Origin of the sequence: Mesorhizobium sp. CO1-1-11 (genome assembly GCF_020164995.1) — a bacterium.
GTDB lineage: Bacteria > Pseudomonadota > Alphaproteobacteria > Rhizobiales > Rhizobiaceae > Mesorhizobium > Mesorhizobium australicum.
In genome coordinates, this window is the sequence record NZ_JAIUHE010000014.1 from 26,843 (window position 1) to 49,584 (window position 22,742).

Annotated in this window: 24 protein-coding genes and 3 pseudogenes; 6 read left to right on the top strand and 21 right to left on the bottom strand. The window is 61.1% G+C overall.

The annotated features are described in order from the left end of the window. Positions 1–452 precede the first annotated feature (452 nt). From LB554_RS17765 to LB554_RS17805, 10 genes and pseudogenes are all read right to left on the bottom strand, one after another. Positions 453–1,322, bottom strand: a complete 870-nt coding sequence (locus LB554_RS17765; protein WP_224585926.1) for an SDR family oxidoreductase — start codon at positions 1,320–1,322, stop codon at positions 453–455. A 593-nt stretch (positions 1,323–1,915) separates the two neighbouring features. After that, positions 1,916–2,194 (bottom strand): DNA -binding domain-containing protein, encoded by a 279-nt coding sequence (locus tag LB554_RS17770; protein ID WP_224585928.1) that lies wholly within the window; start codon positions 2,192–2,194, stop codon positions 1,916–1,918. 770 nt (positions 2,195–2,964) lie between these two features. Then, positions 2,965–3,570, bottom strand: a pseudogene (locus tag LB554_RS17775) (amino acid ABC transporter substrate-binding protein); the annotation flags it as partial. A 195-nt stretch (positions 3,571–3,765) separates the two neighbouring features. Further along, complete coding sequence (locus LB554_RS17780; protein WP_224585930.1) at positions 3,766–3,990, bottom strand: DUF982 domain-containing protein; 225 nt, start codon at positions 3,988–3,990, stop codon at positions 3,766–3,768. Positions 3,991–4,805: 815 nt separating this feature from the next. Further along, positions 4,806–5,027, bottom strand: coding sequence for a DUF2274 domain-containing protein (locus LB554_RS17785; RefSeq protein WP_140877006.1), 222 nt, complete (start codon positions 5,025–5,027; stop codon positions 4,806–4,808). Position 5,028: 1 nt separating this feature from the next. Next, a complete protein-coding gene (locus LB554_RS17790; protein ID WP_224585932.1) occupies positions 5,029–6,162 on the bottom strand; it encodes a TrbI/VirB10 family protein in 1,134 nt (377 codons plus the stop codon). Then, entirely contained in the window at positions 6,159–6,443 is a 285-nt protein-coding gene (locus tag LB554_RS29455; protein ID WP_318013210.1) for a TrbG/VirB9 family P-type conjugative transfer protein, read from the bottom strand. The genes LB554_RS17790 and LB554_RS29455 overlap by 4 nt, the downstream gene beginning before the upstream one ends. Next, positions 6,441–6,980: pseudogene (locus LB554_RS17795) on the bottom strand (replication initiator protein A); the annotation flags it as partial. The gene LB554_RS29455 and the pseudogene LB554_RS17795, both read right to left, overlap by 3 nt. A gap of 17 nt (positions 6,981–6,997) precedes the next feature. Continuing rightward, positions 6,998–7,279 (bottom strand): helix-turn-helix transcriptional regulator, encoded by a 282-nt coding sequence (locus LB554_RS17800; RefSeq protein WP_140715771.1) that lies wholly within the window; start codon positions 7,277–7,279, stop codon positions 6,998–7,000. 283 nt (positions 7,280–7,562) lie between these two features. After that, positions 7,563–7,889 (bottom strand): DUF736 domain-containing protein, encoded by a 327-nt coding sequence (locus tag LB554_RS17805; protein WP_224585936.1) that lies wholly within the window; start codon positions 7,887–7,889, stop codon positions 7,563–7,565. A 702-nt stretch (positions 7,890–8,591) separates the two neighbouring features. Here LB554_RS17805 and LB554_RS17810 point away from each other — a divergent pair. After that, positions 8,592–9,317 (top strand): GNAT family N-acetyltransferase, encoded by a 726-nt coding sequence (locus LB554_RS17810; RefSeq protein ID WP_224585938.1) that lies wholly within the window; start codon positions 8,592–8,594, stop codon positions 9,315–9,317. A 203-nt stretch (positions 9,318–9,520) separates the two neighbouring features. Here LB554_RS17810 and LB554_RS17815 read toward each other — a convergent pair whose 3' ends face one another. The 4 genes from LB554_RS17815 to LB554_RS17830 all read right to left on the bottom strand — a co-directional run bounded on the left by LB554_RS17815 (position 9,521) and on the right by LB554_RS17830 (position 13,095). After that, complete coding sequence (locus tag LB554_RS17815) at positions 9,521–9,883, bottom strand: recombinase family protein (RefSeq protein ID WP_224585939.1); 363 nt, start codon at positions 9,881–9,883, stop codon at positions 9,521–9,523. Between the two features lie 168 nt (positions 9,884–10,051). After that, positions 10,052–11,554, bottom strand: coding sequence for an FAD-dependent monooxygenase (locus tag LB554_RS17820; RefSeq protein ID WP_224585941.1), 1,503 nt, complete (start codon positions 11,552–11,554; stop codon positions 10,052–10,054). 210 nt (positions 11,555–11,764) lie between these two features. Then, the gene (locus LB554_RS17825) at positions 11,765–12,622 is read right to left on the bottom strand and encodes a sigma-70 family RNA polymerase sigma factor (RefSeq protein ID WP_224585943.1); all 858 of its coding nucleotides are present in this window, start codon (positions 12,620–12,622) and stop codon (positions 11,765–11,767) included. Then, positions 12,622–13,095, bottom strand: a complete 474-nt coding sequence (locus LB554_RS17830; RefSeq protein ID WP_224585945.1) for a carboxymuconolactone decarboxylase family protein — start codon at positions 13,093–13,095, stop codon at positions 12,622–12,624. The genes LB554_RS17825 and LB554_RS17830 overlap by 1 nt, the downstream gene beginning before the upstream one ends. Positions 13,096–13,483: 388 nt before the next feature. On the opposite strand from LB554_RS17830, the gene LB554_RS17835 reads away from it, so the two are divergent. Beyond that, positions 13,484–14,005: a GNAT family N-acetyltransferase gene (locus tag LB554_RS17835; protein WP_224585947.1), complete on the top strand. Its 522-nt coding sequence runs from the start codon at positions 13,484–13,486 to the stop codon at positions 14,003–14,005. A gap of 79 nt (positions 14,006–14,084) precedes the next feature. On the opposite strand, the gene LB554_RS17840 is transcribed toward LB554_RS17835, so the two are convergent. Together LB554_RS17840 and LB554_RS17845 are read right to left on the bottom strand one after the other, a co-directional pair. After that, positions 14,085–15,038, bottom strand: coding sequence for an alpha/beta fold hydrolase (locus tag LB554_RS17840; RefSeq protein WP_224585949.1), 954 nt, complete (start codon positions 15,036–15,038; stop codon positions 14,085–14,087). A gap of 68 nt (positions 15,039–15,106) precedes the next feature. Then, complete coding sequence (locus LB554_RS17845) at positions 15,107–15,562, bottom strand: hypothetical protein (RefSeq protein WP_140789386.1); 456 nt, start codon at positions 15,560–15,562, stop codon at positions 15,107–15,109. Between the two features lie 90 nt (positions 15,563–15,652). Between LB554_RS17845 and LB554_RS17850 the strand changes: the two genes are divergently transcribed. Further along, positions 15,653–16,276 carry a TetR/AcrR family transcriptional regulator gene (locus LB554_RS17850; protein ID WP_140876988.1) on the top strand — a complete coding sequence of 208 codons (624 nt, stop codon included), beginning with the start codon at positions 15,653–15,655 and terminating at the stop codon, positions 16,274–16,276. Positions 16,277–16,863: 587 nt separating this feature from the next. Here the strand turns inward: LB554_RS17850 and LB554_RS17855 are convergent. The 3 genes from LB554_RS17855 to LB554_RS17865 form a co-directional block, all read right to left on the bottom strand. Continuing rightward, a complete protein-coding gene (locus tag LB554_RS17855; protein ID WP_224585951.1) occupies positions 16,864–17,364 on the bottom strand; it encodes a DUF2285 domain-containing protein in 501 nt (166 codons plus the stop codon). 55 nt (positions 17,365–17,419) lie between these two features. After that, entirely contained in the window at positions 17,420–17,614 is a 195-nt protein-coding gene (locus tag LB554_RS17860; protein WP_140715787.1) for a transcriptional regulator domain-containing protein, read from the bottom strand. A gap of 128 nt (positions 17,615–17,742) precedes the next feature. Next, positions 17,743–18,426, bottom strand: a complete 684-nt coding sequence (locus tag LB554_RS17865; RefSeq protein WP_224585953.1) for a hypothetical protein — start codon at positions 18,424–18,426, stop codon at positions 17,743–17,745. A gap of 95 nt (positions 18,427–18,521) precedes the next feature. Here LB554_RS17865 and LB554_RS17870 point away from each other — a divergent pair, with 95 nt between their 5' ends. Beyond that, positions 18,522–18,782, top strand: coding sequence for a helix-turn-helix transcriptional regulator (locus LB554_RS17870; RefSeq protein WP_224585955.1), 261 nt, complete (start codon positions 18,522–18,524; stop codon positions 18,780–18,782). A 45-nt stretch (positions 18,783–18,827) separates the two neighbouring features. Here LB554_RS17870 and LB554_RS17875 read toward each other — a convergent pair. Beyond that, positions 18,828–19,007 (bottom strand): annotated as a pseudogene (locus LB554_RS17875) (DUF736 family protein); the annotation flags it as partial. An 89-nt stretch (positions 19,008–19,096) separates the two neighbouring features. Here LB554_RS17875 and ligD point away from each other — a divergent pair. After that, positions 19,097–21,136, top strand: a complete 2,040-nt coding sequence (ligD, locus tag LB554_RS17880; protein ID WP_224585956.1) for a DNA ligase D — start codon at positions 19,097–19,099, stop codon at positions 21,134–21,136. A gap of 4 nt (positions 21,137–21,140) precedes the next feature. Continuing rightward, positions 21,141–21,944: an exodeoxyribonuclease III gene (xth, locus tag LB554_RS17885; RefSeq protein ID WP_224585958.1), complete on the top strand. Its 804-nt coding sequence runs from the start codon at positions 21,141–21,143 to the stop codon at positions 21,942–21,944. Between the two features lie 148 nt (positions 21,945–22,092). Here the strand turns inward: xth and LB554_RS17890 are convergent, their stop codons facing one another. Beyond that, positions 22,093–22,683 carry an SOS response-associated peptidase gene (locus LB554_RS17890; RefSeq protein ID WP_224585960.1) on the bottom strand — a complete coding sequence of 197 codons (591 nt, stop codon included), beginning with the start codon at positions 22,681–22,683 and terminating at the stop codon, positions 22,093–22,095. Positions 22,684–22,742: the final 59 nt, after the last annotated feature.

A 22,742-nucleotide genomic window follows, 5' to 3' on the forward strand; every position in this document is an offset into this window, starting at 1 on the left:
GCCGATGATAGGTCACGCGCTTGGAAGGTCCCGATTGCCAGTAAGGCCGGGATTGAGGCCGCTGGCTGCCGGTCAGCTTCCAAGCTGATCTCCCGAGAAAGCGGTCATCCGTGGTCAGCGTCTGCCCTCCGCGCCCTTGTCTCCAGTATCTTGCGCGCGACGAGCGATGCGCCGTCGGCCAGGCCGAAGCGCACCGCTACGTGGACACCCGCTACCGTCTCCTCGCCGTGGTTGCTGGCGATCAGGTCAAGCGACAGCAACGATAGCCGCCGCGATTCGGCGTCAGCACCATACGCGCGAACCAGGGATCGACATTGACCCTGACCTTACCGCTGACGTTTGCGGCGGCGCCGGAAGATGACATTGCGGATTGGGGTCCTTCTTCACCGAACAATGACTCGGCGCCCCCGCTTCGGACAATCGCAGTTTGGCGGAGGAGCTTCATCAGACCGCTACATGGCGCGGCCGCCGGTGACGGCTATGACCGCGCCAGTGATGTAACTTGCATCTGCCGAGGCAAGCAGAACATAGGCCGCTGCCAACTCCGCCGGATGAGCGGGCCGGCCGATAGGCGTGTTTCGGCCAAACTCGGCAACTTTCTCCGGCGGCATGGTCGAAGGGATAAGCGGTGTCCAGACGGGTCCGGGAGCAACGGCGTTGACGCGGACGCCGCGCTTGGCGACCATCTTGGCTAGCCCTTTGGTGAGGTTCACGATGGCGCCCTTGGTGGCCGCGTAAGCCAGCAACTGTGGAGATGGGTCAGCTGCCTGGATGGATGCCGTGTTGATTATGCTGGCACCTTCCCCCATGTGTTGTAATGCGGCTTTCGACAAAAAGAACTGACTGTAGATGTTCGTCCGGAATGTCCGGTCCAGTTCTTCTGCTGTGAGATCGGCAATATCATCGACGGTGGTCTGGTGGGCAGCGTTGTTGACCAAAATGTCAACTCGCCCAAACTGGCGCATGGCCGTCTCGATTATCTCAATGTCGTGGCTTTCGTCCCCTACGTCGCCGGGAACGAGGATTGCACGTCGTCCCGCGCGCTCGACCCAACCAGCCGTCTCGCGCGCATCATCGTGTTCGTTCAAATACGCCAGGACAATATCGGCACCTTCTCTGGCAAAAGCGACCGCCACGGCGCGACCGATACCGGAGTCTCCACCAGTGATGATCGCCGTTCGCCCTTCGAGCTTGCCACTCCCCTTGTAACTATACTCTCCGTGATCGGGTCGCGGAGACATTTCGTTCGTTTCGCCCGGAATGTCCTGCTGCTGCTTCGGCAGTTTCTCTTCCAGGTCCCGGGTGTCCACGCCAGAGGTCATGTGCATTGTCTCCTTTGAAACCAGTCCCGAACGACGCTGACGTGAGGATGTTCCCCACACTTCATACACGTCGACTCGAGCCGGTTGGGCCGCTGACCCCTCGTTGAGCACCTCGCAATGATTGCCTTGGCGACTGGCAGGATCACCGCGAGTTGCCCGAAGCCCGGCACGAGGAGGAGGTGGCAATCTGGAGATGAAACTCCAACCCCAGGAAGAACATCAATAGGATCAACTCACAGCTGCCGCGACCGTAGTGAGCGCTGCTTTCGCCAGCGTGACTCATGACGGACGCGCCGGACTCGGGCTGAGAACAGCGAGATTCTTCCCGGTCATCCGGAACATCAGTCGGCGCTTGCAGTTCGACGGGCATCGGGCACGGTCGACCATCTGGGTGCCAGTGGCTCGCTTGCGAGAGGGGCGAGGCCCGCTCGCAGACCAGGTAGATAGCAATGTGCAAAGTCCTCTCCCGGTACCCGCACCAGGCAGCGGACTTCGGAATGAGCATTCCTGCCGATACGCAATCGGGTAGTTGGAGAGTCGGCAAACCGTCGGCAAATGGCTGTGCTGATTCACCACACCATGGCCTGGGGCTCTCAGTGTGGCGCACCGCCGGCCAGAAGATATCGGTAGCCGTTCGTCGTCATCCAGCGGGCGCGGGCCAGATGCGTCTCCCACGACCGGAAGGCCCGCTCCGGTTGCTGGTCAGGATCTATGTGGAGGACGATCCTGGCCACCTCGCGCCAATCCGCATCTTCAGCCGCCGCGTCGAGCAGGCGGATGTAGGTGAGCAGCCGCTCCTCATCATAGCCGGTCAGGACCGAGGCATTCGGCGCGACGTCGGCAACATCGGGATCGAGAAGCGGCTTAAGCATGTATCGAATCGCTAATGTTTGGCGGCGATCCCGAAGGAACTATTATTCAGGTCGAGTTATGATCATAACAAATAGAAACGATCATTCCTAGAACGATAGTTCCCTTTCTGGTCCCTAAGGATTGTAGCCCCACGAGCGATCCGGAATGCAGGCGCTCCTGACGTCTGTTGAACGACTACTGGTCGCCGCATCGGTCCTGCCCAGCATTCATTGTATTGGCGGTTTACCGAATGGCATCGGACTGCCTGTTGCGCGCAGGCGTGAATCGGTACGCCAATGCAGGCGCACGCAACGGTGAGAGTGAGATAACGCAACATCGATTTCTCTCCTCTGGATGTACAAAACAGCTCGGGCAGCGACCTTGCCCACGAGACCACCGCCCTTTCTCCCGCGAGATCGAGATGTCATGCAAGATCGCCAGCGCTGTATTGGCGGTAGCCCCCGGCCGCTACGGCCCCCGAGCGCCAGAAACTTCCTCCCCGCCCGATTTGCAGGCCGTAACCTCTATTGCCGCTTAATCCATCCAGCCCTTCCATCCCGGATCAACCTCAGACTTTCCAGAAGGCACGTGGATTTCATGGACTTTGTAGAAGTGCGGAGCCGTGAAGTGGTGCTCGCCAAGAGCGCGGCGCATCGAGCGATGTGAAATCCGCAGCCACCGACCGACAGCTTGCTGAGGGTGGAAAATTTCTGACGAGCGGCTGTTCGAGAGCGTCCCCTGTGAAAGAGAAACCGGAAGGCAGGAGCCTGCCTTCCGGATCACATTTCGATCAGCGGATCGGCGGCGCGTATTGCAGGCCGCCCTTGGTCCATAGCGCATTGATGCCACGGGCAATCTTGAGCGGGCTGCCGGAGCCGACATTGCGGTCGAACATTTCGCCGTAATTGCCGGTGGCTTTGACGATGTTGACGACCCAGTCGTTGGAGACGCCGAGGTCGGTGCCGATCTTGGTGTCTGCTTCCTGGCCGAGCACACGCTTGATCTCCGGGCTGGCGCAGTTTTTCATCTCGTCGACATTGGCCTTGGTGATGCCGAGCTCCTCGGCGTCGAGCAGAGCGAAATAGGTCCACTTGACGATGTGGTACCACTGGTCGTCGCCCTGGCGAACGGCAGGTCCGAGCGGCTCTTTCGAGATGATCTCGGGCAGCACGACGTGATCGGCCGGCGAGCCGAGCGTCAAGCGAATGCCGTAAAGGCCCGACTGGTCGGTTGTGTAGACGTCGCAACGGCCGGCATCATAAGCGGCATTGACCTCTTCGAGCTTCTCGAAGACGACCGGATTGTACTCCATCTTGTTCGCCTTGAAGTAGTCGGCGAGGTTGAGCTCGGTGGTCGTGCCGCTCTGCACGCAGACGGCGGCGCTGCTTGGTTTGAGGTAGTGCAAGACGAGCTCAATGAAATTCACAATGATCTTAGGCCAGAACGCAACAGAACGATCCATAGCTACTGGATACATTCGCCGATGAGGTGCTCAGCATCCAGCATACCGCAAAGGTGGTCAACGACCAGAGGGCCAGGCGCTTGAGATCGTCCACCCAAACCAATCGCCGTTTGCGAGATCACAGCACTCTCAATCCGCATTGCGAAATGTGCTGGTAAGATAAAGGACTTGCGACATCGCTACCACGGTCTGCCGCATTTCCCTAGCCGTCTCAGTGGACATTCTCCCAAGCGCACCCGCCTCCTTGGCTGCGAGACGGAACAGCCGCCGGGCCTCTTGCGGCGTCGCTTGATCGGCAAGACAGGCCATGCAGGCGCGGACTGCTTTCTCCCAGTGGGGCCGCGTTTGTTCCATTTCAGTGATTCGGCAGCGGCGCCCTCAACGTTGGAGCAGTGATACGTGGGGCCCATCTCACCCGTTGTCACAGGGACGGCAGGGCTAAACCAGCTGAGTGCCATCGGGGAGGTTCCTCGTAGAGGCTGGCTTCTTCTGCATGGTCCAGCCGTTCAAGGAGTTCTTTGACCCTATTCGGGAGGGTTTCGTCACCGCGGAAGATGGGCAAGGTCGCCGTGTAGTGCTTCAATGCCTTTGAGCCATCTGACGCATGACAGACGCAGCTAGAGTCGTCGGCCTGTTGGCATTCTCACGATAGTTGATGTCGGATTTGTCCCACAATATCCGCGGCCGGCCAATCGTTCCGAAATAATCAAAGTTGTGGCAAGGACCCTCACGCAACTGACCAGCGAAGAAGGCCGACTAGGCCAGGAGCCCAATCGACCTCCATCTTCGCGGGGGACTTGGAGGGGACCAGTCCACCCGGTTCGAACCTTCATTTAGCTCTATCTAAAATAGATTGGCAACATACACCTTTGGATGGCAGAGCTGTCATTCTTCTTGATCCATGTCCCTCACAGTCCGGTGTGCCGTTATTCAGGATCATTTGTTTCTCCGAAGCCGGACCAGCCGAGCGCTGCGGAGCCGTCCGATCGTTCATTGCCACTGCCAGCAGGTAAAGCCGGATCGAGCTGCGTCGCTTTGAAGTTAATCAAAGCTATAGCGAACGATTTGGCCGTTCAGGCCTAAGTGGCCGTAAGCCATCGACAGGAGCGCATCCTATCGGCCTCCCGGCTCAACACGCCCGCCGCTCGTCGGCCGTAGGAAAGCTCGGTCTAAACCTCTTCCTTCTTTGCTCTCGCAAAGCCGCGGTCGGTTGCGATGAACCGTTCAAGCATCGGCGCAACCAAGCGTGATGGATCGGCAGATGGCCGCCCGGTCTCGCGGCCAAGGATCTCTGCGTATTTCACCAAGTCGCGATGCAGAGGCGCCGGCAGTTCCACCGTAATCTTCACCGGCTTGTCGTCGGCGATCGTTGCAAGTTTCAACTTGGCCATGTCAACCTCCGTATGGTTCAAGGGCAAGGTCGCGGGTGACGAGGACGCGAACGGGAAACCCCGGCCGGATCGTGAGGGTCGGGGCGATAGCGAGTTGCCGCTGAACGACCTGTTGGCCTACCTGGCTGACGCTATCGGAAGCGCCGCTACGCAAAGCCCGCACGATATCGCTGTCTTGATCAGAAGAACCGGCCTGCGCGCCAACGCTCAGAACGGTCGACAACGCCGCGGCCTTGAACAACTCGCGCCAGTGATAATCGACCGCATCCTCTAGGCCGGCATAGCCCTGAGTGTCTGCACCAGGCTGCCGCTCCAGCACCATGGAGCGTCCGTCGGGAAAGATCAGCCTGTTCCAGACAAGCAGCACGCGGCGCTGCCCGGAACCAATTGCGCTATCGTACTGCCCAACAATTCGAGTGCCTTGCGGGATGAGCAGCGAGCGGCCGGTGGGGCTGTCATAAACATTTTCGGTCACCTGAGCGCTGATCTGCCCGGGAAGGTCCGACCGGATACCCGTAATGAGCGCGGCCGGGATCACGGCACCGGCTTGAAGCACATAGGGTGACGCGGGAGGGGTGATGTGATCCGAGGCCACGGTACGCCGGTCAGCGGCGGCGGACAGGAAGGAAAGCTGGCGATCCTGCCCATTTGGCTGAGCGTACTGACTGGCAAGATCGCTGACAGCAGGAGCGGACGCTTCGGCGGTCCTGGAATCTCCTTGCGCTGTCTGGAAGAACACGTGCGAGGTTCTGGCCGCTTCCTCTTCGGCTTGCCGTCGCTGCTCGCCTTCGTCGATCGCGGGACTTGCGATTGATGGGGGCACCACGGCTTGCCCTTTGTTCTGTGCATCGAGAATCGGCCTGCCGAGATCGCCAGGCAGCGGCGCCCCAAGGATCGGGCCGGTATAGTCGCGCGGCAGTCTTGCCAACCCGTCGGCGGGCGGCCGATTGGAGGTAGGGTAGAGCTCCTCGCCCTGCTTGAATGTGCTGGCGTCCTGCAGAGCGTAAACCAGCGCACCGCCGACACCGAGCGAGGCGACGAAGCCGATCGCTGCGAGCATCTTGCGCGACAGACGCGTCACACGCGGCGGGTCGGCGCGAAGCCGCATGGGTTCAGCCATATTCTTCCCGTTCATGGCTGCCGCGCTCCCCTGTGCATTGCGTTCGGCAGCTCCGACGCGGCGCTGTCGCTTGGGCCCCGCCCCAATCCACCGCTTCTTCTGTCGACGCGCACTATCCTGACCGTCTGCTGCCGCTTGCCTGCGCCAAGACGCAGTTCGGCCGCACCAAAAAGGCGGTCGATGATGAGCATGTTTTGATAGACGCGGCTGTTGGTGATTTCAGCCTCGCCGTCCGGACCGATGACGAAAATCGGCGGCATCTCGCCTTGCACGATGCCGCGCGGAAACTGGACCATGACGGCGCGATAGAACCAATCGGGCAGGATCATTTCGACGCCGAGCGGGCGACCGTTTCGACCGCAGCGCTCCTGCCATTCATTGATCCACGAGAAGCGATGTCGGCGGCCCTCGGCCGGCTGGCGAATGGAGGTGACGACGCTTGTCGACTGCAGGCGATCGAGCGCCGCCTTGAGGCGCTGGTAGTCTCGCTTCGAGACGCCGCGGCCGATGAAGGTAAGCATCTCATATGGCGTCGCGGCCATCAGGCGGGATGTGCGCAATCCGGCGTCCCGCGCGTTGACGATCTGGCTCGCGGCCCAGATCAGGATATCCGCATCCCAGATCGTCGCCATGCCGTGATCGGGCATCGCTTCGACGCGGATCGCCACATCGCCGGCGTGAAAGTCGATCGGAGCGAGGCGCCTGGATTTGGCGAGGGAGAAGAAGGGATAGGCCATGAGGTCCTGCGCATCGCGTGGCGCCACGACACCGGGCAGCGCCTGGAACAGGTCGAGCTGTTCGCGCTCCAATGGTGGGCGTGGTCGTGCCGACATGGGGGAGATCGGCGGGCTCAGCGCCTTTCGCGTCCGGCATAGGGGATCAGGCGGGCGGCCTGAGGCTTGGCGGGCAGCAGCGAGCCATACGGATCGGATGTCGATGTCATCGCGCCGCGCTGAACCCAGGCCTGGAGGTCGTCGACGGCGTAGACGACGCGGCCGCCGAGTTTGCGATAGGCGGGCCCTGTGCCGTAGGTGCGATGTTTCTCAAGTGTGCGCGCCGAGAGACTGAGGAAATGCGCGGCTTCCGAAGTGCGCAGGTAGCGCGGCGGCAATGGCGCGGCGTCGGTGTTCATGAGGTGTCTCCTTCCTGCCGTCGAGGTTGAACGGCGATCGATGGCCAGGATGGAGGAGCCAGGGCACCGTGATCAGGTGCGCAATTGAGGGGCGCTATTTCGCACCGCTAAGAGGCCATCGGGAGTGCCGCCGACACGTGCTGCAATATCGCCGCGCGCGACCATGTTCACGCAGGCGGCATCAGCAACGTATCTGATGACAGAAAGCCCGGTGGCAGCCCGCGGAAAGCTTTCGCCTCATCAGGAGACGCCCCGCCCGGTACCGGGGGGGGCGTCTGCCAATTCACTCGCCGTTGCGGCGGCTGGGGCGAGACCAGATGAGGCTGTAGCCCTCGCCTTCCTCGTCGGCGAAGAGGTTGGCGTAGATCGGAGCGGTGAAGCTCGGATCATCCAGCTTGAGGCCGAGATAATCGCGACCCTCGTTGGAGCGCTTGGACCAGGCGGCGCCGATCTCGGCCTTGCCGACCACGACGCGGTGGCTAGGTGCGTTCTCGCCGCTGGCCCGGGTGTCGGGGACGATGCGCACGCCTTTGGCCTGGACGCTGAGGGTGACGATCTCGCCGGCGAACTCGTTCGCACTGGTCTTCTTGAAGATGCCGATGGTAGCCATTTTCAGTCTCCGTTCTTCCTTTCCGAGCCCGCACCATGCGGCCTCGATGGCGATCGTGAGGCCGGAGGCGACCGCCGCCGCATCGCTTGCGACCGCAGCACAGCGCAGGATGGCGCAGGCGCGCGTTTCTTGGTTCCGCGAGGAATGGGCTTGCCCAGGGGAAGAAACTCGCGCTGCGCCATTGCGGCATAGGCGGTCGAGGCTTCAGCCGTCCTTCGGCCAGATCAGCCCGTTCGAGAGGTCGCTGGTGCGCTCCGCGAAACGGCCCACGGAGGCAATGGCGGCATGCGGGATCAACAAAGATTAAGCGGATTGTTTCGCCAGCGGATTTCCTGACACGGACTCGGCAAGTACTGTATCGAAGCCTCATTTCCTCCAGTGCCAATCGCACGCTACCTTCGAGCGGCTTACTGCTCGAATCGAGATGCGTTCGCCCGCGCGGCAGCGTCGACGGGTCGTGCTACGGGTGCAACGCCATTTGGATCGCGCTTCCCGCAGATCTATGATGACGTTTGCTGGACACTTTGGGAATCGGCGGCGAAAGACGTTTTGATGCTACCTTTTTTCGTCGCCCGGCATTGTCTGAATGTCTCATTAGGGGCCGGAAGCGGAATTGCGGCTCTTGTCGCCTGAAGAAAAGATAGCGGACGTTCAGCCCGGCCAGATCAAAGTCCGAAGCTGACCCGAAAGTCGGACTTTCGCTTGGACGACGAATGCGGAGTAGATATTTCGATGAATGAGCCTGTTCTCGGCATAGCCGTGGATCCTACGCCTCGCCCGTTTCCCAAGCGCGAGGTTCACCACGGAGTCTCGGTGTCTTTGGAGCCTCTTGCGGAAAATCATATCCACGAGCTCTGGGACGCTGCCAAAAACGCAGAACAATCCTGGACCTATCTGCGGTATGGACCGTTTTCCTCAGCCGACGCACTGGCCAGCCATGTCCGGAATTTGGCTGGACGGGCTGATCAGCCGTTCTGGGCTGTACGTCCTCGCTCCAACCGCAAGGTTGAGGGATGGTTGTCCTTCTGTGATATCTATCCGGCCGATGCGGCGATTGAAATTGGCAGTATCTGGTTTTCCCCGAGACTACAGCGAACACGCGCAGCAACGGAGGCGATTCTCCTCCTCATGCAGCATGCTTTTGACGAACTCGGTTACACGAGACTGGTATGGCGCTGCCAAGCTTTGAATACAGCTTCACGTCGCGCGGCGGGGCGCTACGGGTTCAAAGCTGAGGGTATATGGCGCGCGGCGGCCGTCGTCAAAGGTTGGCAGCGCGACGTTGCTTGGCACTCGATGCTCGCCGACGAGTGGCCATCGCATAAGGCCGCGCTTTTGGCATGGCTGGACGATAACAATTTCGATGCTACTGGCATTGCTCGCTCAACACTCGCCGAAATCCGAGAACGGGCGCAAGGATCAAAGTGAACTTGATTTTAGCCGGTGACGCATGCGCCAGTCGCGATTCATCTGGGTCGAGTACCTGCGCAAGCCACATATCCGTCGGGTCTGGCCGACACGGCGGTAGGCGAGGCGACCACGCCAAGGATGGGAAGCTCCCACGTTTGCTGTCCTCAATCGAAGCTCCTCTCTATCGGCGTGTATCTCTTAAACGCATATCGTCGGACGGCTTAACGCAAACTTCCCGGCAGTAGCCGAAATGCCGGCGCCTGCCGCGAAGTCTGCGGACATCCTGCTTCTGTTTTTCGCTGACCGTCGAAGGGCGACCGGGGACCTTTCCGAGTTGGCGCGCGTGAGCCGGATTGCGTCCGCGCGATCAGCAAGTCCCGCTCGAACTGCGCGACGGTATTGAACGCGTTCATCATCGTCGTGCAGGTCGAACTCGTGAGGTCAGCGCCCCCAAGGGCGAGGAAGCAGGCCCGGACCGCGATCTCGGCCAGCGTCTTGACCGTGATGCAGACTTGGATCGTGTCGCGGCTGAGCCTGTCGAGGTTGGTTACAATCAAAATGTCTCCAGCCTCGAGCTTGTCCATCAGCCTGGAAAGCCGCTGTGCAGCAGCACGCAAAAGGCCATCGCCACACCGTTGTGTTCGCGCCAATGGCGCCGCGCCGTTTCTCCACAATGCAGCCACCAGCGGATAATGCCGAATCTGCGACCGGCGACGTTATAGGTTTCACAGAATGATGTGGAAGCCGGTGCGCTACGCCGTGGTAGGCGGTCCGAACCAAATGGTTAGCGCTTCGGCTAGGCCCATCCCGGTCGAGTCTGCCACCCAAGCCACATAGCCGTCGGGTCTGATCAACACGGCGGTGGGCGCGGCGACCGCGCCAAGAGCCGGAAGCTCCCACACGCCATCGTATCTGGCATCGACCAGCTGGACCCGATCCGCCCACGGTGCGATGTCGTGGCCGCCGGACTTGCCGAGGTTCAGCAGCACCGGCCGGCCACCATGCAGCAGGGTGAAGACCCGCAGCGGGCCATTGGCGGCAAGCACGCCGAGATCGGGCACACGGCGTCCGAGCAGCGGATGTCCCTCGCCGAGGTCGTAGTGGATATCGAGACCTGACATCATTGCGGCGAAATGGTTGCGCGGCTCTGGCATGCCCAGGAGCTCGGCCACGGTGTCGCGCAGCGCCTTCGTGCGGTCGTCCTCGCGGCGAAGGGCGACCGAGGCCATCGTGTTGCGCAACACGCGCGCACCAACCGGGTGGCGCTCGGCGTGGTATGTATCCAACAGGCTTTCCGGCGACGTCCCCTTGACCACCTGGGCCAGCTTCCATCCCAGGTTCACCGCATCCTGCACACCAGTCTGGAGGCCCTGGCCACCATCGGGGGCATGCACATGCGCGGCGTCGCCGGCCAGCAGCACGCGCCCCTTGCGATATGACGCAGCCTGCCGGGCCGCGTCGGTGAACCGGGAGATCCAGGTGGGAGAATGAATGCCGTAGTCGGTCCCGTAGGCGGCGATGAGCGCATCGCTGAGATCGCGCAGGGTGGGTTCGGTCGTTCCTCCGACGCCCCGCTCAGTCACCAGGACGCGGACCGGCCCCGCGTCGGGATAGACGATCTCGCCATTGCGGATCTCATAATCAACCCTGCCGAGGGAGTGGATGCCGAGGGCGTCACGGCGGATCCCCCATTCTGGTGGCCTCTCGGCCAGCTCGGCCTCGGCAATAAGATTGCTGGTAGTAGGATCCGATCCCGGAAATGCGATGCCGGCTGCCTTGCGGATCAGGCTGCGTCCGCCGTCGCATCCGATGAGATATTGCGCCCGCAACGACTGACCATCGGATAATGCGACGTCGACGCGGGCATCGTCCTGAACGAAGCCCGTCACCTCAATTCCGCGATAGACTGGCACCGCCAATTCGGCGACCCAGCCGGCGAGTATGCGTTCGATGTGATTCTGCCATAGTCCGAGACTGTAAGGGTGCCGGGTGGGAAAGTCGCTAATGTCGAAAGAAACGCCGGCGAATCCGGCGACTTGGGCAACCTTTCCCTCCGAAAGGAACCGATCCGCGATGCCACGCTGATCGAAAACCTCGATGGTGCGTGAGTGCAGGCCGCCTGCGCGCGAGCCCTTCAGGATAGTGCTGGAGCGCCGCTCGACGATGGCAACGTCGACCCCTGCCAAAGCCAACTCGCCTGCCAACATCAGCCCCGTCGGACCTCCTCCCGCGATCACCACAGCATAGCCGGTCACCGCGGAGCCTTTGGCGCGCCTTTCACCAGCAGTATCTTCTGAGCTAGACCGCAAATCTAAGGTCCTCCTGCAGGTTCTGAACGATAAGCGCTTCATTGCTTTAAATCGGCGCAGACGTGCGGGGCCACCGTTGTCGACCAGGCAAAGCAACCCCAAATGCCGACCTCGAACCCCGCGCCGCAATATCCCGGGATTTTACAGTCTGCCAGTCTAGTGCAGATGCCTCAACTTTTCGGGATTCCGCACCACATAGATCGCCGCGATCTTCCCGTCCTCGACGTCGAGTGCGGTAGTCTGCAGTTCGCCATCGGCTTCCAGCGTAACGAACCCGGGCAATCCGTTGACGAAACCAATACGAACAAGTGTGGAGCCGTTCTTCTGGAGCCAGGCCGCTACACGCTCGTATTGCGCCATGACGGCATCGAAGCCCAGGATCACTTCCGTGGCTGCCGGACGCTTCCCGCCGCCATCGGCATGGGCGCTGACGTCGGCCGTCAACATTGCACCAAGCTCCTTCATGTTGCCGCTGCGCGAGGCGGCGAAGAAAGCCTCGGCGATTTCGAGGCCACGTTGCCTTTCCACCTTGAAACGCGGTCGCGCCTCGCGGACATGGCCGCGTGCTCGGGCGGCGAGCTGGCGACAGGCCGCCGGGTCGCGCTCGATGGCGGCCGCGACCTCGTCGAATCCAAGCCCGAACACATCGTGCAGCAGAAAGGCCGCGCGCTCGAGCGGCGACAGGCGTTCCAGCACCAGCATAAGCGGCAAGGTGACATCGTCCACCTCGTCCTCTTCGACGACGGGATCGGGAAGCCACGGGCCAACATAGATCTCGCGTTTGTGTCGCGCGGCTTTGAGCTGGTCGAGACAGAGCCGCGTTACCGTGCGGCGCAGGAATGCCTCGGGCTCGCGCACCGTGCCGCGGTCGGCCCTCATCCAGCGGATGAAGGCCTCCTGCACGACGTCCTCGGCATCGGCCACGGAGCCAAGCATGCGATAGGCGACCCGCATCAGCGTCGGGCGCAGCGGGTCGAACTCCGCTCCCGCATGCTCGGATCCCGCGTTCGTCATCAGGCAGCCGCCGCCTTGGCAGCAGACCGTATGGCCGCCGGATCGGCCCAGCCGCCGAACCCAACCGCAAGGCGGTTGTAGCCGTTGATGACATTGATCATCAGGGTGAGCTTGACCTGCTCCTCGGGCGTGAATTCGGCCTCCAGGGCGCCATAGGCAGTTTCGTGCGTGTGGCCTTCGCTAATCCGCGTCAGCGCCTCGGTCCAGCCGAGCGCGGCGCGTTCACGATCGGTGTAGCAAGGCGCCTCGCGCCAGGCCGACAGCAGATAGATGCGCTGCTCGGTTTCGCCGTCCTCGCGTGCAAACACAGTGTGCATGTTGAGGCAGTTGGCGCAGCCGTTGATCTGGGACGCACGGATCTTCACAAGCTCGGCCAGGCTGGGCTCGAGGCTGGAGGAAATGGCAATGGATGCGCGCTGCCATTCTTTCATCAGCGAAGGGGCGGCGGCGAAAAGGTCAAGTTTTGCAGTCATGATTGGCTTCCTTCTGTTGGCGTCGACATCATGACGAGTCAGGATCCGTCAATGTGACACACACACAAAGAATCTCTGGTCGGCGCTGCAGCGATCAGCCCTGCCCGAGGGTCAGGTGGCTATGCTTGAGCGTTGCAGATATCCTACCACGAGTTCGTCGGCCAGCATTGCAGAGCCGTATAGAAAGGCGTTGCGTGTCCACGCCCCGGCCTATCTGTATGAGGCTGAGGCGTGGACAGGACGGCGGGCCGCCGCGTGAACGCTCACTCCGCTCTATTGTTCTCATCGCGAGGATGGAATCGACCCTGAGCAGACGCTCGTCCCTCTCGCCGAATTCCCCCCGTGACCCGTTGCTGCCGTCCGGCCGCCGCGATACGCTCAAAAATAGATGAACCAGACATCTTCCACATCGTCTCCGTACCTGCTTCGCCGCCTCAGCGCTGCCGATGCCGATGCCTATCGCGACTTGCGCCTCGAAGGGCTTCAAAATCATCCTGAGGCCTTTGGCGGATCATGGGAGGAAGAAGCAATCATGCCATTGGATTGGTTCGCTGACCGGCTGGAGCGTAATATCGTGATAGCTGGTTTCGCTGACGACTTACCGCTCTTGGGCACCGCTGGCCTGGGTATCCAACAAGCCCCGAAGCAAAGCCATAAGGGCATGCTTTGGGGTATGTATGTCCGCCCAGAGGCGCGAGGGACTGGTTTGGCAGCAGCGTTGGTCCAGCGTATGATAGGCGAGGCTCAGGGCGTTGTTGAAGAAATCCAACTGCGGGTCGTTACATCCAATGAAGCCGCAGTTCGCATCTACTCCCGTTTTGGGTTCAAGGAATACGGACTTGAACGACGGGCATTGAAGATCGGCACTCGGTATTATGACGAGTTGTTGATGACCTTGGCCTGCCAGTAAGCGGTTCGTCGCAGGCGGAGAATTTGGGAACGGCTGTGCGACCACGAGGAGAAAGTCGCATCACCGTTCACGCCGGTCCTCAAGCAACTGCGCGCAGGATGATCGCCCGCGCCTCCCGGCCTTCTGGCGTCGGCATTCCCGCATAGTTGTGCGGCTGATCCTGTTCCAGGTGAAGCTCCACCGACACACCCGCGGCTCGCGCCTTTGCGGCAAGATCAATGCAGTCGGGATAGAAAAGATCGAGCGTGCCCGAGAACACGATCATCGGAGGCAGCCGACGGAAATCGCCATTCAGCGGACTGACATAGGGGTGGGTGACATCGAGGTCGCCGGCATAGAGGCGTCCCGCTTCGCGCGCGCCGGGAATATCGTTGATCGGATCGCGCTCGGCGATCGCCACCTGCTGCGGGCGGCCGATCGAAAAATCTCCGCCAGGTGAGATCAGCACGAGTCCGTGCGGTTGCCGATATCCGTGATCCCGCAGCCATTGGGTTGCCGCCAGCCCCAGTGCGGCGCCCGCCGAATTGCCGACCACCGTGATCTTCGCAGGCCCCGCATCTTCGACAAACCTGCGCAGCAATTCGCCCATGGCCGGCACGACATCCCTGGCGGTGGCATGGGGAGCCAGCGGATAGATGGGGACGACGCAGCGGACGCCAGCCTCGCGGGTCAGCATGCCGACGATGCGCCAGTGAGCGCGAACGATCTCGTTGATATAGCCGCCGCCATGCAGGAACACCACGATCTTGCTGACGTCGTGATGCGCTGACGGGGCCGTATGGTAGACGGGCCACCCAGCCACGTCTTTTCTCGTCACCTCCACGCCACGCCCTAGGCCCGTTGGTCCGTAGGACGCGGGCCATAATGCCAATCGGCGCACCTGCTCTTGCACGACGGCCGCGGATGCCATCCGCTTCTTGATCGGAAGCAGCCTCAGCAAACCAACGATGATTCGGCTTTGCAAGCTTGGCCCGTCGTTGTTCGACGCCAGTCGTCGCGACGTTCTTTTGCCGTCTCGAAACTGTTGTGTCATTTGGGCTCGCTTTCACATGCATTCCGTTTTCAGCGTCGGCGTCGTCCGGAGACCGCCAAAGTCCGAGATCACGCAAACGGGTTCAGTTCGGGCTTCGTGGTCATCAATGCGACAATGAGCGCAAACAGCGTGATCATGGCCATGCGTCCAGCCAGTGCGCGTTTGTCGCTAGCGATTGCCTTAACCTCGACGGCCGAGACGGCACCGCGAAGCGCCGCCTGGGCCTGCGTCGCCCATGGACGAACGAACTTGTGCTCGACCGCCATCAAGGCGGCGATAAGCGCAAACGACAGCACCAGCCAGGGTGTCAATAAGGACCAGCCGCCAATAAAGACAAGGACGATGCCGGCGAGCACACCGGCAGTTATCAGAAGCCCCGCAAAGCGACTGGCGAAAAAGGCCATTCTGGCCGGTCCCCGTTGCCCTCTTCGGGCAGGAATCAGCAGCAGTTCATTCACGGCGAACAGCAGCAAGGCGGCGCACAGGGTGCAGGTATGGATTCCCAAAACAATTCCATAAAGCATTTGTCATCGTCCACATCGATCGAAAGCATTGGTGGACATAATGCGAGCGATAGCTCACAATTGTCTACTCGCATTGGAAACGACAGGAACATGGCACCCAAGCTGCTCACGAATCCAAGGAAGGACGCGTCTCAGGAGAGATCACGCGCGACGGTTGACGCGCTTGTTGAAGCGACCGCTCGCATTTTGATCAGGGAAGGTTTCGACAAGGCAAGCACCAACCGGATCGCAGAAGAAGCAGGCGTGAGCGTCGGCTCGCTTTATCAATATTACCCCGGCAAGGAGGCGCTAGTCGCCGCCGTCATCGATCGTCACAACCGGGAGATCATGCAGGTCGTGCGTGGGGCGTTTGCCGAGGTCGCGTCGCTGCCGGTCGATCGAGCGGTGCGCAGGCTTGTCGCCGTGGCGATCGAGGCGCATCGCATCGACCCCAAGCTGCATCGTGTCCTTGCCGAGCAGATCCCGCGTACAGGGCGCCTTGAAAACGTCGAAGCCTTCAATCGCGAAGCCCATGCCCTATTCAAGACCTATCTAGAAGATCACAGCAACGAGCTGCGCGTGGCCGATCTAGGGCTTGCAGCCTTCGTGTGCGTGACTTCGATCGAGGCGCTGGCGCACACTGCGGTGTTGCACAGCTCCAAAAGGCTTTCGAATGAAGCGATCGGAACGCTCATCGACGAAACCACCCGCCTAGTGGTCGGATATCTGCAATAGTCGCGGCGCAACCTACCCCATTGGCCGCTGCACTGCCCGCCCCGACCGAAGTCGATTTTCGTGTCCTACCTTCAATGCGAAGGTCCCCAGCGCACATGTCGTCGTGCGCGCATCCGTACCATGATCGACCCCGTCAGGTTTCCGAGCTATGCCGCCGGGTAACAGATCAGCCTCAACCTGGGCAGTGCGGACAGTAAGGATTTGGAGCGTGGTATCAGGACAAATCGTACAGTTCGAGGACCGTAGGCGGAGTTGAACTTCTTCGAAGCGTCGCGACGAAGAAATGGGCGCTTTGCCCCATATCCTTTCGAGACGCGAAATTTCGACCCTGAGTTCGTTGAGAAGCTCTTGCGGAAGTGGACGCCACTGCGGTCTTTCCGCCGCCTCGGGATCGAAATTCGGCTCGAGCCACGCCTAAGCCTCACTCTCCACATTGCCTAGGGCTAGTCGTGATTTATGTCTGCTATTAGGGAGTATCGCTTGCGCCTGAAACGACCGCATGGAGGCGCAAAAACGCCGTTCACTTCAGGATCGTAGGCCCGGCTTGGAGACCACGCATCAAGTGAACCTGGCGGCGTCGAACCCCTTCAGGAAAGGCGCCGTCGCGCGCGAAGCAATTGACGGTAGCCGCGCTCGACCATCCTGAAACCGTCCCGCACTAAGCGATGCGTCTGATATCGAAAAGCCGAGTCGTGCCAGTCGACGGCACTGACCAGTCGCCGACCGAACAAGGCGGTAGCGACTTCAAAATGAGATGCCTGCTCTTCGCGGCCATCGAGGCATCGCAGCATTTGGCTTAGGCGCCGGCGCTGGGCTGCGGTCAATCGAGCGTCGGGAAGCTGCTGCCTTTGGATCGAGCGGATGAACCGCTCAATGGCTTGCAGCCGGTCGTACGCCATGTCGTCCAGCGGTATGATGGCGGCAAGCGGTTCGCCTGGCTTCGTGTCGCCAAGAAGCGCCAGTTGCATACCGCCAAGCGACGAACGCATGTGAAGGCCGACCTCATCATGCCGGCCCATGGCCAACGGTACGTCGAAGGCGCTGCCCTCCCGCGCTTGCAGATCCGGTGGAACCTCGACAAGGTTCACGACCCCAGGATCGATCTGAGGCGCCCAATAGACGGGCTGCTCGACCGCGGACTGGTCAGGCCGAGCGGCGAAACTGCAAACCCCAGCGCTTGCGTAATGCGCGCCTCGACTTAGCCGAGCGGGAGGTTGCGAAGTCCTGCTGATAGTGCGGGTTGCGTCGCAGGAACTCCCAGGCGATCTCGTCAGCGGCTGCGCCTTTGACGAATGCATATGCCTGTGGGTCACGCCACTGCGATGTGTCGGGCTTCATCCGCGTCCTTCCCTTCTCAAGGATTGATAGGGGTACGCGGCGTTGACCGAAATCCTTGGATTCCGTCATTGACGAAGGGACGAAGGCATATCTCGGCACCGAGCAGTTAGACCAAGACTTTGCGATGCCTATTGGCTTGCACCCTGCAGTATTTTGAATGTGCTCGTCCATGTGCGATAGCCTTCGTCATCACCCTGGCACCACGCGCTGAACGCGCGCCAAGCGGAGAAGGACGAGGCGGACTGCTCGAACAGCGAGCCGATCGACTGGTCGCCGGCGGGCCAGCCAGCTGGCTGATCGTTTATCGCGTGCTGCGTGAGACGCCGCAGATCGGCCAAGGCGGAGCGGATGTGCGGCAGCGGAAATTCGCACAGATCGGTGTTGTCAGTCGCCTCCCGAATGACAGCCGCAAGCTTCGCAACCACACCCACTAGACACTGGGCAGGCGTCGCCGCAATCTCCGCCAACAAGGCGTCCGCGCTTTCAGCGTTGTCCTGCTCTTCCTTGCACAAATCAAGATAAACTGGGTCGGCGTTAGCCCCCTCCCCGCGCCCGATGACTTCGCCAATAGACAACAGTGCGCCGTGCTCTAGGAGCCCGCACTCAGCCTCCTGCTGCCGGATACAAGAGGCCAGCTTCGCTACGTGCGCCCGGAGCCAGGCGAGGGACACGGCAAGCGCTGGATCAGCGGGTGGCTGATCTTCAGCTGCATGGTCGGCAGGAGGCTCAGGACGCTCTGCTGTCAACGGAGATTCGGGCTCCCGTCCCAGCGTGACGGAAGGCAAAGTCGTGGTATTGTCGGAATCAGCCATGATCCGAGCTCCACACAGCTTGGCTTTGGTCAGGTCGAAAAGGGTGTTCGCGCACCCTCTTCGACCGCAAGTTCGAGACAGGGGTAATATACAAATTGATTGACGTCAATCATAATATTGCAGACAAGGCGGCGAATTTCAGCGCTGAGCAGTGCCGCGGCGCACGTGCAATGTTGGGATGGAGCCAAGATGATTTGGCCCGCGCGGCCAGCGTCGCACGGCAGACAATCGCTGATTTCGAACGCGGTGCCCGGACTCCGATTGCCAACAATATATTAGCGATCGTGAATGCGCTTGAAAGAGCTGGCATTGAAGTACTTCCTAACAATGGGATTCTGTTACGAAAGAGCAGGTGATGGCGGTTTCACCGTCAAATGCCAGTCGACGGGCCCGCTTGACAGTTACTCGCCATTGCGGCGGTTGGGGCGGGACCCAGACGAGGCTGTGGCCCTCGCCTTGCTCGTCGGCGAAGAGGTTGGCGTAGATGAGCTCGGATCGTCGAGCTTGAGTCCGAGATAGTCGCGGCCCTCGTTGGAGCGCTCGGACCAGGTGCGCAATGGCGCCTCCGGACCTGATGCGCGCGAGCTGCCGCCCAAGGGGCTGTGCAGCTGCGACACCCACATACCCGACGCCACATCGACAACATCAAGGTGAAGACGCGGGATTTCAGGTGAAACGCCGAATTTCTGCCCGGCTCAGGATCGCAAATCGCACCAAAGCGTTACAGGTAGAACGTCTTGACGGCGCAGCTACGAAACAGGAAGACGATAATGGCAGACACAGTTGGGTCTGGTTTGAGCCAGGTCAAGTGAGCAAGTCAGCGTCGCGTCGCCCAATCATCAAAGGCGTTTCCACTCGCCCCACGAAGCCAGCCTCGCGCGGCTTGGCCATTCTGGCGCCACCTGCATTCCAGCCGGTCCAGCTTGCAAAACTGGTCGACACAGTCCCCGCCGGCGACCGCTGGATCCACGAAATGAAATACGATGGCTATCGTATTCTTGTCGCTGTGGGCGGCGGCGAGGCGCGCGCCTATACGCGCTCCGGTCTGGACTGGTCGGACCGCTTTCCCTCAATCCTGTCCGAGGCACGAAGGCTTAAGGTTCGCTCCGCCCTCATCGACGGTGAGGCCGTCGTCATCGACACCGAGGGACGATCCAGTTTCCAGGCGCTGCAGAACGCGTTGAAGGCTGCTCCCGCGAGCATCGATTTTTATGCCTTCGACCTGCTCCAACTCGACGGGGAAGACCTGACGAGGCTGGCGCTTCTGAAGCGCAAGGAGAAACTGGAGACAATCCTGCCGGCGAAGAGCCCCATCCTTCGCTACTCCGATCATATCCAGGGCCGGGGGGAAGAATTGCTGAACCGCTTCTGCGGCGCCGGCCTCGAGGGGGTTGTCTCGAAGCTGGCGGATTCGGATTATGTCGGAGCCCGCGATGGAAGCTGGCTGAAGATCAAGTGCATCAAACGTCAGGAATTCGTGCTCGTCGGCTGGACCCCGTCAGACAAGGATCGCGCCTTTCGATCGCTGATCCTTGGGGTCCATGACGGCGGAAAGCTGCGCTATGCCGGCAAAGTCGGGACCGGTTTCGATGCTGCCGAGATGGCCCGGCTGATGAAGACGATGGCCCCACTCGAGCAGAAGGACGCCACGGTCGAAGCGCCGCGCGCGGAGGTTCGCGGCGCGCACTGGCTGCGTCCCAGGCTTGTCGCCGAGATCGCCTTCACCGAGATGACCAATGAAGGAACACTGCGGCATCCAAGCTATCTCGGCCTGCGCGAGGACAAGAAACCGGAAGCGGTCGTGCTCGAGACGGAACACCGCACAGCGACACTGCCGTCGGCGACAACGACAACGATCGCGATTAGCAATCGCGGCCGCGTGATCTACCCTGAATCCAACATCACCAAGGGTCAGCTTGCCGATCATTACACCGACGTCGCCGCGATCATGCTTCCCTGGGCCGGCAGCAGGCCGATCAGTCTTGTCCGCTGCCCGCAGGGCCGAGCAAAGAAATGTTTTTTTCAAAAGCATGACGCGGGGAGCTTCGGCGACAAGGTCCATCACGTCGGGATCACCGAAAAGGATGGTCACGAGGAGCCCTACCTTTACGTCGACGACGCCGAGGGGCTTGTGACCTGTGTCCAGATGGGAACGATCGAGTTCCATGGATGGGGAGCGCGCATCGAAGACGTCGAGAAGGCCGACCGCCTTGTCTTTGACCTCGACCCCGACGAGGGACTGGATTTCGAGGCGGTTCGCGCTGCCGCATTCCAGTTCCGCGATATACTAAAGTCCCTTGGGTTGACCACCTTCCCGATGCTGACGGGGGGCAAGGGCGTGCATGTAATCGCGCCGCTCACGCCGCGAGCTGAATGGCCTGAGGTAAAGGCCTTCGCCTCAGGGCTTGCACAGGCGGTCGCGCAGAGCGACCCCGCCCACTTCACGGCCGTGTTGTCGAAGGCGAAACGGAAGGGACGGATCTTCGTCGACTATCTGCGCAACCAGCGCGGCGCAACGGCGATCATGCCTTATAGCGCCAGGTCGCGGCCAGGAGCCCCGGTCGCGGCACCGGTCACCTGGGCGGAGATGAAGACAATCGATGCGCCCTCCCATTTCCATGTCGGCGATGCGCCCGAGTTGAAGAAGCGCGCCGCATTGAAGGCCCTCGCGGGATGGGGCCGGGCCGATCAGTTCCTCCCGGATCTATAACGCCATGAAGATCGCGACGTACAACGTCAACGGCGTCAACGGCCGCCTGCCAGTGCTGCTGCGCTGGCTGGAAGAGGCAGCGCCGGACATTGCCTGTCTTCAGGAACTGAAGGCGACGCAGGAGAAGTTCCCCGAAGGGCCAATCCGCGACCTTGGCTATGACGTGATCTGGCATGGCCAGAAAAGCTGGAATGGCGTCGCGATCCTGAGCCGCGTCGGCAAGATTCACGAAACGCGGCGCGGCCTACCGGGCGACCCCGACGACAGCCATAGCCGCTACATCGAAGCAGCAGTCAATGGCATCATTATCGGGTGTCTCTATCTTCCGAATGGCAATCCGAAGCCTGGCCCGAAATTCGACTATAAGCTGCGTTGGTTCGAGCGATTGATTGACCACGCGGCAGAATTGCTCGGCTCCGATCAGCCGGTGGTGCTGGCAGGCGATTTCAACGTCATGCCGAGCGAACTCGATGTCTACAAGCCCGAGCGCTGGCTGGACGATGCCCTGTTTGCGCCCGAGGCGCGCGCCGGCTACGCGACGCTGCTCAAACAAGGCTGGACCGATGCGTTGCGCGCGCGTCATCCCGGTGAGAAGATCTACACCTTCTGGGATTATTTCCGCAATGCCTTCGGCCGCAACGCAGGCCTGCGCATCGACCACCTTCTGCTGAGCCCGTCACTGAAGAAGCGGCTGATCGACGCCCAGGTCGACGTCGAGGTGCGCGGCTGGGAAAGAAGCAGCGATCACGCGCCGGTCTGGATCGAGCTCTCGCAAAAGGCACCGCCTCGCGTCCGTTCGAAGGCCTGACGACGATTCAGCTCCGGTCTCGGCTGGGGCGTTGGTTGCTCGCCAATGATGAAACCTTCGCGCCATATAGCCGCGGGGCCCACAGGCTTGGTGCGCCTAGAATGCCTCCGCCCAAATCGCGGCAGCATTGAGCGGCGCCCGCCTCACATCACCCGACCTGCTCCACGACCAGCGTCCCCGCCTGAAGCGGCTTGATCAGGGATTTGGCGGACACGGAGGGATCAAGCCAGCTCGCCCAATCCTTGCGCTCCAGGATCACGATCTGCCGATCGTGATATGGCGCGATGTCCGGGCCAGGTTCCATCGTGAGCATGGTGAACGCCTCCCCGACATCACTGGTATCGCGCCAGATCCCGGCAATGCAGAAGACCGGCTCGTCGCGCTTGGTGAAGAGCCACTTGTCCTTGCGCTTCTTGCTCTTCTCTGCTGGTTCGGTGAATTCATAAAACCCATCGGCTGGTATTAGGCAGCGGTTTGACGCGAACTCGCGACCGTCCGAGCGGAAGTTGTAGACCGGCCTCTTGTTCGGTCCAGGCCAGCTCCACCGGCGCTGAACAAGGTCAGCCTCGCTGCCCGCGCCATCGACTGGGCGGATGATCGGCCCGATCTCCGTTATCTTGATGTCTTCGCGCGCCTGGATGTTCGGCGCTCCTTCACTGAAGCGTATTTTGATCTTGAGATCGGCGAAGTCCTCCACGATCGAGGCGACATCCACCATCAGCCGATAATCATTGCACATGTTTCACCTATGTCTGCGGCATTGCGCGGCGGCTTCGTTCCTGTTATGTTCTTTTGGCT